At 65.3% G+C, this 19,187-nt stretch carries 15 protein-coding genes; 9 read left to right on the plus strand and 6 right to left on the minus strand.

Annotated elements, in window-relative coordinates; all coding sequences use genetic code 11:
- Nucleotides 1-19: 19 nt before the first annotated feature.
- On the minus strand, nucleotides 20-976 hold the full coding sequence (locus NFG58_RS19535; RefSeq protein WP_253554310.1) for a hydroxymethylglutaryl-CoA lyase: 957 nt from the start codon (nucleotides 974-976) through the stop codon (nucleotides 20-22).
- Nucleotides 977-1,277: 301 nt separating this feature from the next.
- Here NFG58_RS19535 and NFG58_RS19540 point away from each other — a divergent pair, with 301 nt between their 5' ends.
- The gene (locus NFG58_RS19540) at nucleotides 1,278-2,861 is read left to right on the plus strand and encodes a peptide MFS transporter (RefSeq protein ID WP_045992381.1); all 1,584 of its coding nucleotides are present in this window, start codon (nucleotides 1,278-1,280) and stop codon (nucleotides 2,859-2,861) included.
- Nucleotides 2,862-2,863: 2 nt separating this feature from the next.
- On the plus strand, nucleotides 2,864-4,681 hold the full coding sequence (locus NFG58_RS19545; RefSeq protein WP_348827196.1) for an aminopeptidase P family protein: 1,818 nt from the start codon (nucleotides 2,864-2,866) through the stop codon (nucleotides 4,679-4,681).
- A 78-nt stretch (nucleotides 4,682-4,759) separates the two neighbouring features.
- Here NFG58_RS19545 and NFG58_RS19550 read toward each other — a convergent pair whose 3' ends face one another.
- The 5 genes from NFG58_RS19550 to glnA all read right to left on the minus strand — a co-directional run bounded on the left by NFG58_RS19550 (nucleotide 4,760) and on the right by glnA (nucleotide 10,865).
- Complete coding sequence (locus NFG58_RS19550) at nucleotides 4,760-5,728, minus strand: hypothetical protein (RefSeq protein ID WP_222568745.1); 969 nt, start codon at nucleotides 5,726-5,728, stop codon at nucleotides 4,760-4,762.
- A 168-nt stretch (nucleotides 5,729-5,896) separates the two neighbouring features.
- The gene (gene ntrC / locus NFG58_RS19555; protein WP_045992383.1) at nucleotides 5,897-7,312 is read right to left on the minus strand and encodes a nitrogen regulation protein NR(I); all 1,416 of its coding nucleotides are present in this window, start codon (nucleotides 7,310-7,312) and stop codon (nucleotides 5,897-5,899) included.
- The gene (gene glnL, locus NFG58_RS19560; RefSeq protein ID WP_222516395.1) at nucleotides 7,305-8,354 is read right to left on the minus strand and encodes a nitrogen regulation protein NR(II); all 1,050 of its coding nucleotides are present in this window, start codon (nucleotides 8,352-8,354) and stop codon (nucleotides 7,305-7,307) included. The genes ntrC and glnL overlap by 8 nt, the downstream gene beginning before the upstream one ends.
- A 299-nt stretch (nucleotides 8,355-8,653) precedes the next feature.
- Nucleotides 8,654-9,229, minus strand: coding sequence for a DUF4124 domain-containing protein (locus NFG58_RS19565; protein WP_348827197.1), 576 nt, complete (start codon nucleotides 9,227-9,229; stop codon nucleotides 8,654-8,656).
- A 229-nt stretch (nucleotides 9,230-9,458) separates the two neighbouring features.
- On the minus strand, nucleotides 9,459-10,865 hold the full coding sequence (gene glnA / locus NFG58_RS19570; RefSeq protein WP_045992386.1) for a glutamate--ammonia ligase: 1,407 nt from the start codon (nucleotides 10,863-10,865) through the stop codon (nucleotides 9,459-9,461).
- Nucleotides 10,866-11,379: 514 nt separating this feature from the next.
- Here glnA and NFG58_RS19575 point away from each other — a divergent pair.
- The 7 genes from NFG58_RS19575 (at nucleotide 11,380) to NFG58_RS19605 (ending at nucleotide 19,161) form a co-directional block, all read left to right on the plus strand.
- Nucleotides 11,380-11,910 carry a glycosyltransferase family A protein gene (locus NFG58_RS19575; protein WP_348827198.1) on the plus strand — a complete coding sequence of 177 codons (531 nt, stop codon included), beginning with the start codon at nucleotides 11,380-11,382 and terminating at the stop codon, nucleotides 11,908-11,910.
- Nucleotides 11,911-12,076: 166 nt separating this feature from the next.
- Nucleotides 12,077-13,903, plus strand: coding sequence for a translational GTPase TypA (gene typA, locus NFG58_RS19580; protein ID WP_197037093.1), 1,827 nt, complete (start codon nucleotides 12,077-12,079; stop codon nucleotides 13,901-13,903).
- A 304-nt stretch (nucleotides 13,904-14,207) separates the two neighbouring features.
- Nucleotides 14,208-15,470, plus strand: coding sequence for a glutamate carboxypeptidase (locus NFG58_RS19585; protein WP_348827199.1), 1,263 nt, complete (start codon nucleotides 14,208-14,210; stop codon nucleotides 15,468-15,470).
- Nucleotides 15,471-15,559: 89 nt separating this feature from the next.
- On the plus strand, nucleotides 15,560-15,865 hold the full coding sequence (locus tag NFG58_RS19590; protein WP_108132161.1) for a hypothetical protein: 306 nt from the start codon (nucleotides 15,560-15,562) through the stop codon (nucleotides 15,863-15,865).
- A 170-nt stretch (nucleotides 15,866-16,035) separates the two neighbouring features.
- On the plus strand, nucleotides 16,036-17,481 hold the full coding sequence (locus NFG58_RS19595; protein ID WP_045992390.1) for a sodium-dependent transporter: 1,446 nt from the start codon (nucleotides 16,036-16,038) through the stop codon (nucleotides 17,479-17,481).
- A 96-nt stretch (nucleotides 17,482-17,577) separates the two neighbouring features.
- Nucleotides 17,578-18,348, plus strand: a complete 771-nt coding sequence (locus NFG58_RS19600; RefSeq protein WP_045992391.1) for an ABC transporter ATP-binding protein — start codon at nucleotides 17,578-17,580, stop codon at nucleotides 18,346-18,348.
- Nucleotides 18,349-18,456: 108 nt separating this feature from the next.
- On the plus strand, nucleotides 18,457-19,161 hold the full coding sequence (locus tag NFG58_RS19605) for an ABC transporter ATP-binding protein (RefSeq protein ID WP_045992392.1): 705 nt from the start codon (nucleotides 18,457-18,459) through the stop codon (nucleotides 19,159-19,161).
- Nucleotides 19,162-19,187: the final 26 nt, after the last annotated feature.

The raw sequence follows: 19,187 nt of genomic DNA on the forward strand, positions 1-19,187 counted from the left end.
CCAGGTTCAGGGATCTGGCTCAGCCCTTTGCGGTGGGCACCGCATCGGGTCGATGCAGCCTGAGCCGAGTGCCGGCCCGGGCCAGCTGAGAGCCCGGCGCACGTTCCAGTCGCCGCGCGGCAAGCCCCGCCACCTCGATCAAGGACTCCAGCGAGACGCCGGTGTCATGCCCCAGCTCCTCGAGCAGGTAGATCAGCTCCTCGGTGGCCAGATTGCCGCTGGCGCCTGGGGCGAAGGGACAGCCGCCGAGACCACCGACCGCACTTTCGTAACGCGTGACGCCAAGCGACAGCCCCTGCATGACGTTGGCCAACGCCAGACCCCGGGTATTGTGAAAGTGCAGGATCGGCCGCGCCGCGGGGGCCTGTTCGGCGATCTCACCCACCACCCGCGAGACCACGGCGGGCGTGGCCATGCCGGTGGTATCGCCAAGGGTGAGGTCATCGATACCCAGCTCGCCGAGGCGACGCGCCAGCTCACCGATGCGCCCGGCCGGCAGGTCACCCTCGAAGGGACAGCCGAAGGCCGTGGCGATGGCGCCCTGTACCTCGATACCGCTGCCGGACAGGCGCTCGACGATATCGGCGAAACCGGCCAGGGAGGCGTCGATCGAGCGATTGACGTTACGCGCGTTGTGGGTCTCGGAGGCGGACACGAACAGCACCACCCGATCGATGCCCACCTCCAGCGCGCGCTCAGCACCGCGCAGATTGGGCACCAGGGCGCTGAAGCGGGCATCCGCCAGCCCCTTGGCGGCGGCCACCAGTTCCGCGGCGTCGGCCAGCGCCGGTACCGCCCGGGGACTGACGAAAGACGTCAGCTCGAAGCGCCTGAGGCCGGCCCGGTGAAGCCCGTGCAGCAATTCGAGCTTGTGCTCGGTGGACAGCACCCGCGCCTCGTTCTGCAGGCCATCACGAAGCCCCACTTCGGTCAGTTCGATTCTGGCAGGTGCTCGCTGGGGCGGCGATGACGTCATGGCGAAGAAGTCCCTAAAAGTCGATATTTCACCAATATAGAGGCTATTGGCTCATGTTGGACATACGCCTTTTCGCTGAGACGTCCGTACGCTGACGGTGCCAGACCGCAGAGGTATTCCCCTTGACCGGTGATTTCCATAGAATTCACCGCCCAAATCGTGATCCACAGCAATTTTTGTTACGGACTCGCACATTATCGTGTTCTTCACACGTTTTTCTGTTCGCATGCCGCCTCCGTCCCGGGGCGCTTGATGTAGAGGCGTCGACGTTCGCCTTCCCACCCTGAAAAGGCCTGGTTTCATGCAATCCACTTCCTCCGACGGCTCGGCCGCCGACAAGGGCTTCTTTGGTCACCCCCGCGCCCTGGGGCCACTGTTCTTCACCGAGATGTGGGAGCGCTTTTCGTTCTACGGCATTCGCCCCATGCTGGTGCTGTTCATCGCCGCCTCGCTGTTCGACGGCGGGCTCGGCTTCGACCCCAAGACCGCCGCCGCCATCGTCGGCATCTACGGTGGTGCCATCTATCTGGCCGCGCTGCCCGGCGGCTGGCTTGCCGACAACTGGCTCGGCCAGCGCCGGGCGGTGTGGTACGGCTCCATCCTGATCGCCTTCGGTCATCTGTCCATCGCGCTGTCGGCCCTGCTCGGTGCCGTCGCCTTCTTCGTCGGGCTGATCTTCATCGTGCTCGGCACCGGGCTATTCAAGACCTGCATCTCGGTGATGGTCGGCAGCCTGTATGACGAAAGCGACGTGCGCCGCGACGGCGGCTTCGCCATCTTCTACATGGGCATCAACATCGGCAGCCTGTTCGCGCCGTTGTTCACCGGGCTATTGATGGACTCGTTGGGCTGGCACTGGGGCTTCGCCATGGGCGGCCTTGGCATGCTGATCGCACTGCTGCTGTTTCGCCTGTGGGCGGTGCCCGCCATGCAGCGCGCCGACGCCGAGCGCGGCCGCGCCTCCACCTGGGACGCCCCGGCCCAGCGCCGTCGTCACGTCGGCCCCGTCGTGTCGCTGTGCCTGGCGCTGATCGCCGCCCTGGTGGCGCTGGTCGCTACCGGCGTGGTGACCATCGACGCCCGCGCGGTGGCCGAGGCCATGACCAGCGTGCTGATCGTCGCCTCGCTGGGCTTCTTTGCCTACCTGATGCTGTTCTCCGGACTCAGCGGTGACGAGCGTATTCGCGTCACCATCTGCTTTGTGCTGATCGTCGCCGCCGCCTTCTTCTGGGCCGCCTTCGAGCAGCAGCCCACCTCCTATAACCTGTTCGCGGCCAACTACACCGACCGCAACGTGATGGGCTGGGAGGTCCCCACCCTGTGGTTCCAGTCGTTGAACCCGGTATTCATCGTGCTGCTGGGCCCGCTGTTCGGCTGGCTGTGGCCGGCGCTCGGTCGGCGCCGACTGGAACCGGGTAGCCCGATGAAGTTCGTCCTCGGCCTGTTGCTGGCGGCCTGCGGCTTCGGCCTGATGGTGCTGGCGGCGCAACAGGTACTGACAGGCACAGGGCTGGTGTCACCCTGGTGGATCGTCGGCAGCATGCTGCTGTTGACCCTGGGCGAGCTGTGCCTGTCGCCGGTGGGGCTGTCCACCATGTCGGGGCTGTCGCCACGTCGCACCCAGGGCCAGTTGATGGGCCTGTGGTTCACCGGTGCCGCCCTCGGCAACCTGGTGGCGGGCCTGATCGGCGGTCACGTCAACGCCGAGGAGCTTCAGCAGTTGCCGGAACTGTTCGGACGGTCGGCCATCGCCCTGGTGATCTTCGCCGGGGTGCTGCTGTTGCTCGTGCCGGTGTTCAAGCGCATGCTGAAGCATCACCGTCTTATCGATCCGGCGGCCGCCCACCGCGCGGACGCCGAAGCCATTGTCAGAACAGGAGTCTGAGCATGACCTCAGCCAGTGCCGATACCGCTCGCCAACGCTTGAGCGATCTGCGCGAGGCGATGCGCCGCCACGCCATCGATGCCTGGTGGCTACCGTCCAGCGATCCGCACAACAGCGAATACCTGCCCGAGCACTGGGCCGGTCGCGAGTGGCTGTCCGGCTTCGACGGCTCGGTGGGTACCCTGGTGGTGACCCAGGACGAGGCCGGCCTGTGGGTCGACAGCCGCTACTTCGTGCAGGCCGAGGCTCAACTCGCCGGCACCGGCATCAGCATGATGAAGCTGACCCAGGGGCAGGCCAGCGCACCGATGCAGTGGCTGGCCGAGCGCCTCGAGGCCGGCGACACCCTGGGCTACGACGCCCAGGTGGTGTCCCTGGCCCACGGCCGCCAGTTCGAGGACATCCTTGGTGAACGGGGCGTCGTCCTGCGCGGCGACAGCGACCTGCTCGACGAGATCTGGCGCGATCGCCCGAGCCTGCCGAGCGGGGCCATCGAACCCCACGCCGGCCGCTATCTGGACGAGACCCGGCGCCAGCGTCTGGACCGGGTACGCACGGCCATGGCCGAGCACCACGCCGACTGGCATCTGGTGTCGACGCTGGACGACATCGCCTGGCTGACCACCCTGCGCGGTGCCGACGTGGGCTTCAATCCGGTGTTCCTGTCCCATCTGCTGATCGGTCGCGCCACCGCCACCCTGTTCGTGGCACCCGGCAAGCTCGCTCCCGAACTGGTCGACGCGCTCAAGGCCGATGGTGTCGAGGTGGCCGACTACGCCGACTGGGCGGCGCGGCTGTCCGCCCTGCCGCGGGACGAACGGGTACTGATCGATCCGGCCCGGCTGACGCTGGGGACCCGCCAGGCCCTGCCGGACGAGATGACCGTGGTCGAAGCCTTCCAGCCCAGCACCCTGGCCAAGGGCATCAAGACAGCCCACGAGCTCGGCTTCGTGCGTCAGGCCATGGAAGCCGACGGCGCGGCCCTGTGTCGCTTCTTCGCCTGGCTGGAGGCCGCCTTCGCCGCCGGCGAACGGGTCACCGAGCTGGACGTCGAGGCCCGCCTGTACGAGGAACGCGCCAAGGACGAGGACTTCGTCTGCGAGAGCTTCAATACCATCGCCGCCTTCAACGCCAACGGTGCCCTGCCCCACTACCGCGCGACCCAGGAGGCCCATTCGGTGATCGAGGGCGACGGTCTGTTGCTGATCGACTCCGGCGGCCAGTACCGCGGTGGCACCACCGATATCACCCGCATGGTCCCGGTCGGCACGGTCAGTGAGGCTCAGCGCGAAGACTGCACCCTGGTGCTCAAGGGCATGATCGCACTGTCGCGGGCACGCTTCCCCGAGGGCATCGCCGCCTCGCGGCTGGACGCCCTGGCGCGGGCGCCGCTGTGGGCCACCGGCCGCGACTACGGTCACGGTACCGGCCACGGTGTGGGCTACTTCCTCAACGTCCACGAAGGCCCCCAGGTGATCAGCTCAGGCGCTTCCGTCGCCGAACATACCGCCATGCGCGAAGGCATGATCACCTCCAACGAGCCTGGGGTGTACCGTCCCGGCCAGTGGGGGGTGCGCATCGAGAACCTGGTGGCCAACCGCACCGCGGCCCCCAGCGACTTCGGCGACTTCCTGGAGTTCGAGACCCTGACCCTGTGTCCCATCGACACCCGCTGCCTGAACCTGTTCACCCTGGATCAGGCCGAGATCGACTGGCTCAACGCCTACCACGACGAGGTCCGCCGCCGGCTGGCGCCGAGGCTCGACGGCCAGGCGCTGGCCTGGCTCGAAGCCCGCACCGAACCGCTGACGGTTGCCTGATAGCGGGCCTGCTGGTCGGCCGCAGATGCAAAGGGGCCCCGCCATGGCGGGGCCCCTTTGCGTAGGCTGCCAGCGCCGTTACATGAACGGGTTCTTGACCACCGGGATGAACATCAAGCGGAAGTTCCAGTCCGCATCCCACTCATCACCGCGGATCACGCTGTGCTGGATCTCGGCGGCCAGGCGCACCGGGGTGCTGCCCATGCGGACCACGTTGGAATAGCCCAGGCCGATCGGGAAGTTGACCTTTTCGCCGCTGTCGGCCTCCCAGTTGATGCGCACGTTGGGTGTCATGCCCACCAGTTCGGTGCCGCTGAGCCGGTAGTTGAGGAAGTACTGCAGATCGGTCTGGCTGGTGTGCTCGCGGTCATCTTCGCCGGCGTAGGACCACCAGTGCTGAGCCAGCAGGCCCATGTTCCAGCCACCGGGATTGGGCGCCAGGCGCGCGATCAGGGCCGCCGGGCCGGCCTGGAACTTGCCCTGTCCCAGAACGTCATGCTCGGCGGTGGGGAAGATCTGGGTCAGCCCCAGGCCCCAGATGACGCCGTCGGCGCGGGCCGGGCCGGCCAGGGTCACCAGGGCGGTGTCACCCAGGCCCTCGGTACGCCCGCGATGGGGGGCGTTGCGGCTCCACTCGTCGGGATCGATGTCCAGCGGGCTGCCGCCCCGGGCCAGGGTACCGAAGCTCTCGTCCATCGGAGTCGAGTTGTACTGGAACACCGGGCGCACCACCAGGTTCCAGTTGTCGTCTGCCATCTCGAAGGGGAAGGACATGACCGGCTGGAACTTGAAGGAATTGGACCAGCGACCGTCGAAGTCGTCGCCGTCCAGGTGGGTATAGTCGTTCTGCATCCACAGCATCCAGGCCGAACCCACCGGATTGGTGGTTTCCTTGGCGATGGCAGCAAGATCCTCGCTGCTGGCAGCAGGCTCGCTGTTGGCCGGTACGGTGCGTGGCGAGGACCGCTCCTGGGCAAGCGAGAGGCTCGAGATGAAAACCAGCGACATGGCCACCAGGCCAAGCCGACGAGAGCGTGAAAGGTTCATGGGGGTAGGCCTCAGAATCGTGACGCTACCCCCGACGCCGAGAGTAGCGGTGCAACGTCGCCACCACTCTAGGCCACCGATAACAGGCTGATGATATGCCCCTTGGGGTAGGCCGGTCCGGGCAGGCTGGTTAAACCGGTGCCCCCCGGACTCGCCGCCCCGGCCCGCTCAGACCTCCTGGTCTTCCGCCAGCGACGGCAGCAGCACCTTCAGCTTGCGGGTCAAGGTATTGCGCCCCCAGCCCAGCAGCTCGGCAGCCTCACCCTTGCGCCCGGCGGTGTGCTTGAGCGCGGTCTCGATAAGGATGCGCTCGAAGTCCGGCACCGCCTCTTCGAGCAGGTGGGTGTGGCCCGAGGCCAGGGCGCTGTCGGCCCAGGCGCGGAAGGCTTCACGCCAGTCTCCGCCTGCGGCGCTGTCATCGCCGCCGCGCAGCTCCGGCGGCAGGTCCTCGACCAGGATCTCGCGCCCGGAGGCCATCACCGTCAGCCAGCGACAGGTGTTCTCGAGCTGACGCACGTTGCCGGGCCAGTCCACCCGGGTCAGGAACTCCTCGGCTTCGCGGGTCAGCACCTTGACGTCGGTGGACAGCTCCTTGGCCGCCTCGACCAGGAAGTGCCGCGCCAGCCGGGGAATATCCTCGCGCCGCTGGGACAGCCTTGGCAGGTGCACGCGGATGACGTTGAGGCGGTGGAACAGGTCCTCACGAAAGCGGCCATCGGCGACCAGCGTCTCGAGGTCCTGGTGGGTCGCGGCGATGATGCGCACGTCCACCTTGACCGGCGTATGACCACCGACCCGATAGAACTCGCCGTCGGCCAGCACCCGCAACAGCCGGGTCTGGGTCTCCGACGGCATGTCACCGATCTCGTCGAGGAACAGGGTGCCGCCGTTGGCCTGCTCGAAGCGCCCCTGACGACTGGCGCTGGCGCCGGTGAAGGCGCCCTTCTCGTGGCCGAACAGCTCCGACTCGATCAGATCCCGGGGGATCGCCGCCATGTTGAGGGCAATAAAGGGATTGGCGGCGCGGGGACTGTGCTGATGAAGCGCACGCGCCACGCGCTCCTTGCCGGTCCCGGACTCGCCGTTGATCAACACCGTGATATGCGAGTGCGCCAGGCGCCCGATGGCCCGGAACACCTCCTGCATCGCCGGCGCCTCACCGATGATCTCGGCGTCGAGTCCTTCAGGCACGCTGACCGGCCGCTGGCGCTCGCGCACGTGGGCCACCGCGCGTCGCACCAGGGCCAGCGCCTCGTCCACGTCGAACGGCTTGGGCAGGTACTCGAAGGCCCCGCCCTGATAGGAAGCCACCGCACTGTCCAGGTCGGAATGGGCGGTCATCACGATGACCGGCAGGTCCGGGTGCACCTGGCGCACCTTGGCCATCAGATCGAGCCCGTCGATACCTGGCATGCGGATATCGGTGACCAGTACGTCGGGCGGCTCGGCCAGCAGTCGATCGAGGATACCGTCGGCCCGCTCGACCGCCTCGACCTCAAGGTCCGGCTGCGCCAGGGCGCGCTCGAGCACCCAGCGTATGGCCCGGTCGTCGTCGACGATCATTACACGAGCGGTATCAGTCATGACTCATCTCCAGGGGAATCAACAGACGGAATTCGGTACGTCCAGGCTCGGACTCGCATTCGATCAGCCCTTCGTGCTGGTGCAGCACCGACTGGGCGATCGACAGCCCCAGGCCGCTGCCCTCGGCACGACCGGACACCATCGGATAGAACAGGGTCTCGCGCAGCGTCTCGGGGACGCCCGGGCCGTTGTCGATCACGCTGACGTCGCAGACCAGACGATGGCGCTGGGCGCCCAGGGTGAACTGGCGGCGCGCGCGGGTCCTCAGGGTCATCACCGGGTTCGGTGTCTCGGACTCGACCAGCGCCTGGACGGCGTTGCGGGCCACATTGAGCACCGCCTGGATCAACTGGGCTTCATCGCCGGTCAACTCCGGCAGGCTGGGATCATAGTCGCGCTCGATGCTCACCCGCGGCTGCTCGACCAATAGCAGCGCGCGTACCCGCTCCAGCACCCGGTGGATGTTCAGCGGCTCTCGCCGACTCACCCGGTTGGGCCCGAGCATGGAATCGACCAGATCGCGGAGCCGATCCACCTCTTCGATGATGATCCGGGTGTACTCCTTGAGCGCCGGCGTCTGCTCCAGGTCACGCTCGAGCAATTGCGCCGCGCCACGAATCCCCCCCAGGGGATTCTTGACCTCGTGGGCCAGCCCCCGCGCCAGCACCTTCATGGTTTCCTGGCGCGACTGCAGCGCTTCCTCGCGGGAAATTCGCAACAGCCGATCCCGTGGTTCCATCTCCAGCAGCAGCTCGTCAGGCGACAGCGGCGTCACGGTGTAGTCCACCGTCAAGGGGTCTCCACCGGCGAGGACCAGCCGCGCCTCCCGTTGGGTATAGGGATGCTGTCCATCCCGGGCCCGTATCAGCACCTCGGCGATATCATCCTCGCCGCTGAGCCAGTCGCTCAGCGCCACGCCGGCAACCCGACTGGCGCTGACCGCCAGCAAGGTCTCCGCCGCCGGGTTCATCCAGGTCGGTCGCAGCTCGCCGTCGAGCAGCATGACCGCAGTTGTGAGGTGTTCGATGATGCCAGGCGTCATGGGTCCATCCTGATGGGGCAAAGCGCCCACTCGATAGAGGCCGCCACGGCGCCAAGCCGGCATTCCATGGTGGCGGTCCAGGTCTCGGCCTCGAGCAGGCGTCAGACAACAACATTCAAAGCAAGAAGCGGGCCAGCCTTGGTGCCAGTGGCACACTCCCGCCGCGCAGGCGCCAGGACGGTGCTTTTGTCGAGGAGGCGGGTCACCGTCGGCGCACCTACGCACCATTTTAGTGCACCAACCTGGTGCAGGGCAGTCTCGCCTGGATCACTGTCCGCACAAGGCCCGCAGATCGCGGGTCAAGGCGGCGCAGGACGAAGGGGGTTGGCGGGAAGCAGGCGGCTGGCGCGCTGTACGTGAATGACGATATCGGCACTGCGTTGACGCACCTCTCCCGACGGGGCCAGCACCACCAGGCCCAGGCGATGCTCGCCACGCTCCAGATTGGTGAGCCACAGTGGGCCGATGCCGGTGACGCTGGTGGCGAGCACACCGTCGACCTCCAGGCCGAGGCGATCCCCCGTCGCCGGAGGCGGGCTGATCGCGGCCAGCACCTTCAATCTTCCCCCGGTCCCCGTGGGCAACACGCTGTCATCCGCCGGGGAGGCGATGGCCAGGACATCGTGGGGCTGGAAGATATCGGCGTCGCTATCCGGGCCTGGTACTGAAGGCGCCGTCGGCCTGGAGGGCGCCGCCACATCCAGCGCAGGGGCGCTGGACAACGGCGGCGGTGCCAGCTCGCGGGCGCCGGCCGAGGGGGTATCGCTGTAGCGCACGATGCCGTCGGGACCGACACTGCGATAGATGGTGCTCGCCGGCACGGTTTCTGCCACCGGCAACGCCAGCCCGGATGCTGCCAGCAAGGCAATGGCCATCAGTGATGGTCGACTCGGCGACGAGGGAGCGCTCTCGCCCCTCTCCCGGCCTGCCCTGCGCGTCCACCGCTGCATCATCGTGATTGCCCTCGCCGACCTTCCCCTGACGAGGATGACGGCAGCCACGACCCGCGCCAAGGGGATCCCTTGCCCAGGCGCAAGGCCCGCGCAAAAAAATCGGCCCCGCGATCATCGCGGGGCCGACGGAACGCACGAGGCGCTATGCCGATCAGCAGCTGTAGTACATGTCGAACTCGATCGGGTGGGTCGCCATGCGCAGACGCTCGACATCCTCGTTCTTGAGCTCGATGTAAGCGTCGATCATGTCGTCGGTGAAGACGCCACCTTCGGTCAGGAAGCTGCGGTCCTCGTCGAGGGCTGCCAGCGCCTGGTCGAGGCTCTCGGCCACGGTCGGGATGGCCTTGCCTTCTTCCGGCGGCAGGTCATAGAGGTTCTTGTCCATGGCGTCGCCGGGGTGGATCTTGTTCTTGATGCCGTCGATACCGGCCATCAGCATCGCCGCGAAGCACAGGTAGGGGTTGGCGGTCGGGTCGGGGAAACGCGCCTCGACACGCTTGCCCTTCGGGCTTGCGGTGTACGGGATACGGATGGAAGCAGAACGGTTACGGGCGCTGTAGGCCAGCATTACCGGCGCTTCGAAGCCCGGCACCAGACGCTTGTAGGAGTTGGTAGAAGCGTTGGTGAAGGCGTTCAGGGCGCGGGCGTGCTTAATGATACCGCCGATGTAGAACAGTGCCATTTCAGACAGACCGGCGTACTCGTCACCGGCAAACTGGTTCTGGCCGTCCTTCCAGAAAGACTGGTGGACGTGCATGCCGCTGCCGTTGTCGCCGACCAGCGGCTTGGGCATGAAGGTGGCGGTCTTGCCGTAGGCGTGAGCCACATTGTGGATCACGTACTTCATTTCCTGAACTTCGTCGGCCTTCTTGACCAGGGTGTTGAAGGCAACACCGATCTCGTTCTGGCCGGCGTTGGACACCTCGTGGTGGTGCACCTCGACCTTCTGGCCGATGGCCTCGAGGGTGTTGCACATGGCACCGCGCATGTCATGGAAGCTGTCCACCGGCGGAACCGGGAAGTAGCCGCCCTTGACCCGCGGACGGTGACCGAGGTTGCCACCTTCGACGGCGCGGTCGGTGGACCAGGCACCCTCTTCGGAGCTGATCTTGTACATGGCGCCTTCGATATCGGCCTTCCAGTGCACCTCGTCGAAGATGAAGAACTCGGGCTCGGGGCCGAAGAAGGCGGTGTCGCCCAGGCCAGAGGACTGCAGGTAGGCCTCGGCGCGCTTGGCGATGGAGCGCGGATCACGCTCGTAGCCCTGCATGGTGGCCGGCTCGATGATGTCGCAACGCAGGATCAGGGTCGCGTCTTCGGTGAAGGGGTCGAGGAAGCCGGTGCCGTCCTCCGGACGCAGGATCATGTCGGACTCGTTGATGCCCTTCCAGCCGTTGATGGAGGAACCATCGAACATCTGGCCATTCTCGAAGAACTCTTCGTCGACCTCGGCGGCCGGAATGGTGACGTGCTGCTCTTTACCGCGGGTATCGGTGAAGCGCAGGTCAACCCACTTCACATCATGTTCGTTGATCAGGGCGAGGGTCTTGTCTGACATGTGGTCCTCCAGAGTGGAACTTGTCTCGTGACTCGAGCGTTGCGCAACGGCGCCAATCCCATGTCACCGGTTTGAAACGGGGGATGATCCAGGGAACAAAAGGGGTACCGGGATCCTTTGTAGCACGCTCCCGGGACACTGCCCATGGCAACGTGCGCGACACGATGACACTGCCAACCACAATGCAGATTGCGTGCCAGCATTGCACCAGCATCGACCAAAAAAATCCCAACCCATTGTTTCAAATCTTTTTTATCCAAACAGGCCCTTTGCGCCAGCTTAGGGCACAAAGGCCCACCACCTTCAGGATCTGCCGACCAATGCACCACAAAAGTGCAATAAAGACTGCGACGCACCACTTTGGACCTTTGTGACAGGATCTATAAACTCTGCCGGGCCGATCGCGAGGTGTCAGTGGGCGCTGGAACCTTTCGCAACGCAAAGATACACTTTATTACGTTCGACTCCGACCGCCTCCCCTGCCGGCCGGCGTCACCCTCCTCGGAGTGTCGTCGTGAAAATCAGCTTGATCATTGATGCCCGACTTACCGGCAAGGAACTGCCTCGCCGGCTCGCGGAAGCTCGCCAGCAGGTCGCCCTCTTCCAGGGAAGAGGCGAAATCCTCGTCATCGACGATGGCGATATGGCGCCACCACTACTGGGCGAACCGGGCGAACAAGCCGTCGTCGGCTATCGCCAGGTGCGCAGCAGGCCCGCGCCCATGGGGCGGCGCCTCAATCTGGCCGCCTCCCACAGCAACGGACGCATGCTCGGCTTCTGCCTCGGCCCCCTAGACACCCACTGGGTCGAGCGAATGATGGCAGCCGCCTGCGATGATTCGCGCCCGGTGGTGCGTCCTGCTCGTCCCTGTCCGCTATCGCTGCTCAGCCTGCTGCGACGTACACCGACCCGGGCCCTGGGCGTCGAACGCACCTGGTTCGATCGACTGGGAGGCTTCGACCCGTCGCTGGACCTGAGCGCGGTAGAGGACCTCGCCACTCGCCTCAAGGCCTGTCGCGCCAAGATGGTCGTACAGCGCGCCTGAGCGTCAGATCGTCCTTTCTGCCGATTTCGCCTACTTTTTTCGCCTCGCAGGTGCTTGATAGTTCAGCATCTTGAGGATCGATGCCGAGATTGGCGCCAACAAGGCTGGTCGTTGTCATCGCCCAGGCCCTATAATGCTGCCCCACTTTTTCCAGCAGGATCCCGTCGTGATCGAGAATCTTCGCAACATCGCCATCATCGCTCACGTCGACCACGGCAAAACCACCCTGGTCGACAAGCTGTTGAGTCAGTCTGGCACTCTGGACCGCAAGGCCGAGGGTCAGGAGCGCATCATGGACTCCAATGACCAGGAGAAGGAACGCGGTATTACCATCCTGGCGAAGAACACGGCGATCCGCTGGAATTCCCCCGAGGGACAGGACTACCACATCAACATCGTCGACACCCCTGGACACGCCGACTTCGGCGGCGAGGTCGAGCGCGTGATGTCGATGGTGGACTCGGTACTGCTGCTGGTCGACGCCGTCGACGGCCCCATGCCGCAGACCCGCTTCGTCACCCAGAAGGCCTTCGATCAGGGCCTCAAGCCGATCGTGGTGGTCAACAAGATCGATCGCCCCGGCGCACGCCCGGACTGGGTCATCGACCAGATCTTCGATCTGTTCGACAACCTCGGCGCCAGCGACGAGCAGCTCGACTTCCCGATCATCTACTGCTCCGCCCTCAACGGCATCGCCGGTCCCGAGCCTGACCAGCTGTCCGACGACATGACGCCGATGTTCCAGTCCATCGTCGACATCGTCGAGCCGCCCAAGGTGGAACTCGACGGCCCGCTGCAGATGCAGATCTCGGCGCTCGACTACTCCAGCTACGTCGGCGTCATTGGCCTTGGCCGCATCACCCGCGGCGCCATCTCGCCCAACCAGCAGGTGGTGGTCATCAACAAGGAAGGCCAGACCCGCAAGGGCAAGGTCGGCCAGGTCATGACCCACCTGGGTCTCGAGCGGGTACAGACCGAGCAGGCCACCGCCGGGGACATCGTCTGCATCACCGGCATCGACGACCTGGCGATCTCCGACACCATCTGTGATCCGGCCGCCGTCGAGGCACTGCCGGCACTGACCGTCGACGAGCCCACCGTGTCCATGACCTTCCAGGTCAACGACTCACCGTTTGCCGGCAAGGACGGCAAGTTCGTCACCAGCCGCAACATTCGCGATCGTCTCGACCAGGAGCTGATCCACAACGTGGCGCTGCGTGTCGAGCAGGGCGAGTCCCCGGAGAAGTTCATCGTCTCCGGCCGCGGCGAGCTGCACCTGTCGGTGCTGATCGAGAGCATGCGTCGTGAAGGCTTCGAGCTGGCCGTGGGTCGTCCCGAGGTCATCATCCGCGAGATCGACGGTGAGAAGCAGGAGCCCTACGAAGAAGTCATCATCGACTGCGAAGAGCAGCACCAGGGCGCCATCATGGAAGAGCTCGGCTATCGCAAGGGCGAGCTCAAGAACATGAACCCGGACGGCAAGGGCCGGGTCCGCCTGGACTTCATCATCCCGGCGCGCGGCCTGATCGGCTTCCGTGGTCAGTTCCTGACCCTGACCTCCGGTACCGGCATCCTGACCAGCCGCTTCGACCACTACGGCCCGCTCAAGCCCGACGCTTCCATCGAGCGTCGCAACGGCGTGCTGGTGTCGATGGTTCCGGGCAAGGCCCTGGCCTACGCCCTGTACGCCCTGCAGGAGCGCGGCAAGCTGATCATCGACCACGGCACCGAGGTCTACGAAGGCATGCTGGTCGGCATCAACAACCGCGCCAACGACATGGTGGTCAACCCCACCAAGGGCAAGAAGCTCGACAACATGCGCGCCTCCGGCAACGACGAGAACATCGTGCTGACCCCGCCGGTGCGCTTCACTCTGGAACAGGCCATCGAGTTCCTCGATGACGACGAGCTGGTCGAGATCACCCCGAACCATATCCGTCTGCGCAAGAAGTTCCTGACCGAGAACGAGCGCAAGCGCGCCACCAAGAAGTAAGCGCTGCGTTTTCTCGCTTCATCGATGCCCGCCTCCTGGCGGGCATCGTTGTTTTCGGCCTCTCTAGCGATGCCCGGCTCTTCATGACGGGCATCGTCGTTTTGCGGAATAGACAATATCGATGCCCGGCTGTTCATGGCGGGCATCATCGTTTTGCGGCAATGCTCATATAGACAATATCGATGCCCGGCGCCCGATGGCGGCCAGTGTCGTCTGCAAGTGGAGACATCAGTATTTGGGGTGAGGACGGCACCCTGGCCGGACTGAACTATCCTTTGGTGACCACCCAGCAAGGAGGCTCACCATGGCCGCCCGACGCTTCAGCGCCTTACTGTCCCTGCTGCCAGCATTTGCCCTGGCCTCGCCATCCACCGATGACACCCTGCTCGCCAATGCCGAGCAGGAGCGCTCGGCCTTTCTCGAGACCCTGGAGTCGCTGGTCAATCTCGACTCCGGTACCGGCGATGTCGACGACCTCGCTCGCGTCGAGGCGCTATTGCAGGAACGTCTCGTCGAACTCGGCTTCGAGGTCGAACAGCACCCGGCCGAGGCCTTCGGCGGCAACACGCTGGTGGCTCGACACCAGGGCAGCGGCGACGCCGATCTCATGCTGATGATCCACTACGACACCGTCTTTTCCTCAGGCACTGTGGCAAAGCGCCCCTTTTCCAGCGACGCCTCCAGGGCCTATGGCCCCGGCGTCGGCGATGCCAAGGGCGGCATCGCGGTCATCCTGCATAGCCTGGGCCTGCTCGCTGACCTCGGGCTCTCGCCCTGGGGAACTTTGACCGTGGTGTTCAACCCCGACGAGGAAAAAGGCTCCTTTGGATCCCGTGAGCTGATCGCCGAACTGGCCAGCGAACAGGACGCGGTCCTGTCCTTCGAGCCCACCCTGGGCAAGCCCGGCGAGTCAGCGGTCACCACCGTGACCAAGGGCATCAACTACGCCTTTCTCGAGGTCGAGGGACGTGCGTCCCACGCCGGCGGCGCCCCCGAGGAAGGCCGCAATGCGGTGATGGAGCTGGCCCACCAGTTGCTCCAGCTCGATGACCTTGGCGACAGCGACAAGGGCACCACCCTCAACTGGACCATTGTCGAGGGTGGCACCAAGCGCAATATCATCCCGGACTCGGCCAGGGCCGAAGGGGACATGCGCTACTTCGATCATACCGAGTACGAGCGCGTCATGGCCGAAGCCCAGTCGATTATTGCCGAGCAGCGAGTCACGGACACCGAGGTAGCGTTTCGGCTCGAGCGCGGGCGCCCGCCGCTGCCGCCGAATCCGGCCACCGAGCAACTGGCGGCCCTCGCCCAGTCTATCTACCGCCAGGAACTCGACCAGACGCTCGCCCTGGCCGAGATCGGTGGGGGCACCGATGCGGGCTACGCCTACGACCCCGAAACCGGCCAACCCGCGGTGCTGGAGTCCCTCGGTCTGGTCGGGGGGCGCTACCACAGCGACGAGGAATTCATCGAGCTCGACAGCATTGTGCCGCGACTGTATCTCACCACCCGTCTGATCCAGGAACTTTCCGGGCCGAGCGCTGCCACAATTGATGCAGACTGATAACCGTTAGGGGTGAAGACGGCGACCGCCCTAGTTGCGGTCTATGCTAATGGGGCACCGTCATCCTTCGCGAACAAGGAGATACGCGAATGCACAAGCACGTCGAATGGGATGATCCCGGCGCTGACAGCGTTCAGCGCTACTTCGCCGACAAGCCCGACGAATACCCCACCGCCCACGTCGGCAGTATCATCGCCGGCCGCTACCATGGCTATTCGGTCAGGGTCAGGGTGGAAGCCAGGGTCGACGACGACACCGCCAGCATCGGCGACGTGGTCGCCCTGATCTCCGTGCGCACAGGCGAGCGCACCAAGAATATCGGCGACCTGTCGATCGGCGATACCGTGCGTCTTGGCGACGATCACCGCGCCCTGGCTCCCCATACCAGCAGCTGACGACGAGTTCCAGAACCCGCCAGTGACGGAAACCCGTCCCGCCAACGCCTGCTAAACGCATCGCCCCTAGTCAGGCGCCATGGTTGTATCGCAAAGTTGACATGTCAGACCGGGCCTCGGCCCGGTCAGCCATTACCGCGTCGCGACGCCGACATGTCGACGGAAGCCCCATGAGCAGCGATAACATCTGGACCCACAAAGGCACCTTCCTGCTGGCCGCGGTCGGCTCGGCGGTGGGCCTGGGTAACCTCTGGCGCTTTCCCTACCTGGCCGGCGAGCACGGTGGTGGCGCCTTTCTGCTGGTCTACGTGCTGTGCGTCTTTGCCGTCGGCATCCCGATCCTGATCGCCGAGATCATGCTTGGGCGCAACAGCCGGCGCTGCCCGATCATGGGCATGCGCTTTCTCACCCGTTGTCATCGCACCTCCCGCGCCTGGGAGACCATCGGCTGGCTCGGTGGCCTGTCCGCGCTGCTGATCCTGAGCTTCTACTCGGTGATCAGCGGCTGGGCGCTGCACTATCTTGGCGAGATGCTGACCGGGTCACTGCGCGACGCCGACGCCGCCATGCTGGCCGACAACTTTGCCAACCTGATCGCATCGCCGCTGAAGCTGACGCTCTACCACACGCTGTTTCTCGCCATCTGCGCCTACATCGTCGCCCGGGGTGTCCATCGTGGACTGGAGAGTGCCCTGCGCATCCTGATGCCGACCCTGCTGGTCATTCTGCTGGTGGTGCTGTTCTACGCCGCGACCAGCGGCGACATGGCGGCAGCCAGTCGCTTCATGCTGTCCTTCTCGCTGTCCGAGTTGAGCCTGGAAGGCTGGCTCGAGGCGATGGGGCAGTCGTTCTTCACGCTGAGTCTGGGGATGGGCGCGATCATGGCCTATGGCGCCTACATGCCCAGCGAGACCTCGCTGACCCTGACCGCCTTCGCCATCGCCCTGATCGACACCCTGGTGGCGGTAATCGCGGGGCTGGCGATCTTCGCCCTGGTGTTCGGCGCAGGACTCGCCGCCGACGAAGGGCCGGGACTGATGTTCGTGTCACTGCCGCTGGCATTCTCGGTGATGCCTTCAGGCTCGCTGGTCGGCGCCATCTTCTTCGTGCTGGTACTGGGGGCCGCGATCAGCTCGGCGATCTCGCTGATCGAGCCGGTCGCGGCCTATCTGGTCGAGCGCTTCGACCTCAGTCGCGTACTGGCGGTAGCCCTGGTGTCGGTGCTGGCCTGGGGGCTGGGGCTCGCCACGGTGGCGAGTTTCAACGTCTGGGCCGAGGCCAGCCCCGTGCATGACGTGTTCGGTCGCAGCGCCTTCGCCGTGCTGGAACTGGTGACCCACATCACGCTGCCCCTGTGCGGCCTGCTGGTGGCGCTGTTCGCCGGCTGGTCGCTGACCCAGTCCGAATCGATGAAGGAAATGCACACCCGCTCCAGCTGGCTCAGGCTGTGGCGGTTTCTGGTGCGCTTCATCGCGCCGACCGGGGTCGCCTTCGTCTTTCTGCGGGCCCTGCCCTATGTCCAGGGCTACTGGCTGCCGACCATCGGTGCCTGCGTACTGGTAGGCGCCTTCGCCGCCTACCGGCTGATGGCCGAGCAGCACGCCGCCAGCGGCTGAGGGACGTCGGGAAGCCCGACAATCAAGACCGCAACGACACCAACGCAACAACGCAACAACGCAACAACGACAATAGACAACACGGCGGGACCCAAGATGTCAGCCATCATCGATGTACGACACGTCAACAAGGCCTTCGGCGGCCTTCACGTCATCAACGACTGTTCGATTCAGGTCGAGGAAGGCTCCGTCACCGGTCTGATCGGCCCCAACGGTGCGGGCAAGTCGACCCTGTTCAACATCATCGCAGGCGCCCTGCCGCTGGATTCCGGGCAGATCCTGCTGGACGGCGAGGACATCACCAATCGTCCGGCCAACGAGCTGTTTCACAAGGGCCTGTTGCGCACCTTCCAGATCGCCCACGAGTTCTCCCAGCTCACCGCCCTGGAAAACCTGATGATGGTGCCCCCGGACCAGCCCGGGGAGTCCCTGGCCAAGGCCTGGTTCGCGCCGAAGGCGGTGCGAGCACAGGAGGCCGAGGTCAAGCGCCGGGCCCAGGAGGTGATCGAGTTCATCGGCCTCAATCATGTGCGCAACGAGCTGGCAGGCAACCTCTCCGGTGGCCAGAAGAAGCTTCTGGAGCTCGGCCGCACCATGATGACCGACGCTCGGGTGGTGCTGCTCGACGAGATCGCCGCCGGGGTCAACCGCACCCTGCTGGGAGACCTGATCGGCAATATCGAACGGATGAACCGCGAGTTCGGCTACACCTTCCTGGTCATCGAGCACGACATGGACATGATCGCCAGGCTGTGCGATCCGGTGATCGTGCTGGCCCAGGGCTCGGTGATGGTCGAGGGCTCCATCGAGGAGATCCAGAACAACCCCGAGGTCATCGAAGCCTATTTCGGCGCCGGCGCGGCCTGACAGCGGCCCGGCAACAGACACCGCGCCACCCGGGGGCCCCTCCCGTTGCAGGCGCGGCGATAACAACAACCAGGGCGCGACAGGCGCTCTTATGCAGAGAACAGGACTATGCCTCTACTCGATGCACGCGAGGTGCACGGCGGCTATGGCGGCATGAACATCCTCAACGGGGTGGACATGGCCATCGAGGCCGACCAGATCGGCGTCATCGTCGGCCCCAACGGCGCCGGCAAGTCGACCATGCTCAAGGCCATCTTCGGCCAGTTGAACGTGACCCAGGGCGATATCCTGCTGCGCGGTGAACCGATCCAGAACCTACCCACCAACCGCCTGGTAGAACTGGGCATGGGCTTCGTGCCCCAGGAGCACAACGTCTTTCCCAGCCTGACGGTCAAGGAAAACCTCGAGATGGGGGCCTTCCTCAAGCCGGGCAACGTGAAACGCATGCTGTCCAAGGTCTACGAATTCTTCCCGCCCCTTCACGAAAAGCGTCATCAGCCCGCCGGCGAGCTGTCCGGTGGCCAGCGCCAGATGGTGGCCATGGGCCGGGCGCTGATGGCCGAACCCGAACTACTGCTGCTCGACGAGCCGACTGCAGGGCTGTCGCCCAAGTACATGTACGAGATCTTCGACCGGGTCAAGGAGGTCAACGCCGCCGGCGTCGGCATCCTGATGGTGGAGCAGAACGCCAAGCAGGCCCTGGCCATCGCCGACAAGGGCTTCGTGCTGGCCGCCGGCCAGAACCGCTTCACCGACACGGGGCAGGCGCTGCTTGCCGATCCTGACGTGGCCAAGAGCTTCCTCGGCGGCTGACGCCGAGTCCTAGCGCGGAGATATCG

It is taken from the genome of Halomonas sp. RT37, from assembly GCF_040070525.1.
GTDB lineage: Bacteria > Pseudomonadota > Gammaproteobacteria > Pseudomonadales > Halomonadaceae > Halomonas > Halomonas litopenaei.

Coding starts and splice junctions, on each gene's coding strand:
- NFG58_RS19535 (WP_253554310.1), bottom strand. CDS start 976: ATGACGTCATCGCCGCCCCAGCGAGCACCTGCCAGAATCGAACTGACC.
- NFG58_RS19540 (WP_045992381.1), top strand. CDS start 1,278: ATGCAATCCACTTCCTCCGACGGCTCGGCCGCCGACAAGGGCTTCTTT.
- NFG58_RS19545 (WP_348827196.1), top strand. CDS start 2,864: ATGACCTCAGCCAGTGCCGATACCGCTCGCCAACGCTTGAGCGATCTG.
- NFG58_RS19550 (WP_222568745.1), bottom strand. CDS start 5,728: ATGAACCTTTCACGCTCTCGTCGGCTTGGCCTGGTGGCCATGTCGCTG.
- ntrC (WP_045992383.1), bottom strand. CDS start 7,312: ATGACTGATACCGCTCGTGTAATGATCGTCGACGACGACCGGGCCATA.
- glnL (WP_222516395.1), bottom strand. CDS start 8,354: ATGACGCCTGGCATCATCGAACACCTCACAACTGCGGTCATGCTGCTC.
- NFG58_RS19565 (WP_348827197.1), bottom strand. CDS start 9,229: ATGGCCATTGCCTTGCTGGCAGCATCCGGGCTGGCGTTGCCGGTGGCA.
- glnA (WP_045992386.1), bottom strand. CDS start 10,865: ATGTCAGACAAGACCCTCGCCCTGATCAACGAACATGATGTGAAGTGG.
- NFG58_RS19585 (WP_348827199.1), top strand. CDS start 14,208: ATGGCCGCCCGACGCTTCAGCGCCTTACTGTCCCTGCTGCCAGCATTT.
- NFG58_RS19590 (WP_108132161.1), top strand. CDS start 15,560: ATGCACAAGCACGTCGAATGGGATGATCCCGGCGCTGACAGCGTTCAG.
- NFG58_RS19595 (WP_045992390.1), top strand. CDS start 16,036: ATGAGCAGCGATAACATCTGGACCCACAAAGGCACCTTCCTGCTGGCC.
- NFG58_RS19600 (WP_045992391.1), top strand. CDS start 17,578: ATGTCAGCCATCATCGATGTACGACACGTCAACAAGGCCTTCGGCGGC.
- NFG58_RS19605 (WP_045992392.1), top strand. CDS start 18,457: ATGCCTCTACTCGATGCACGCGAGGTGCACGGCGGCTATGGCGGCATG.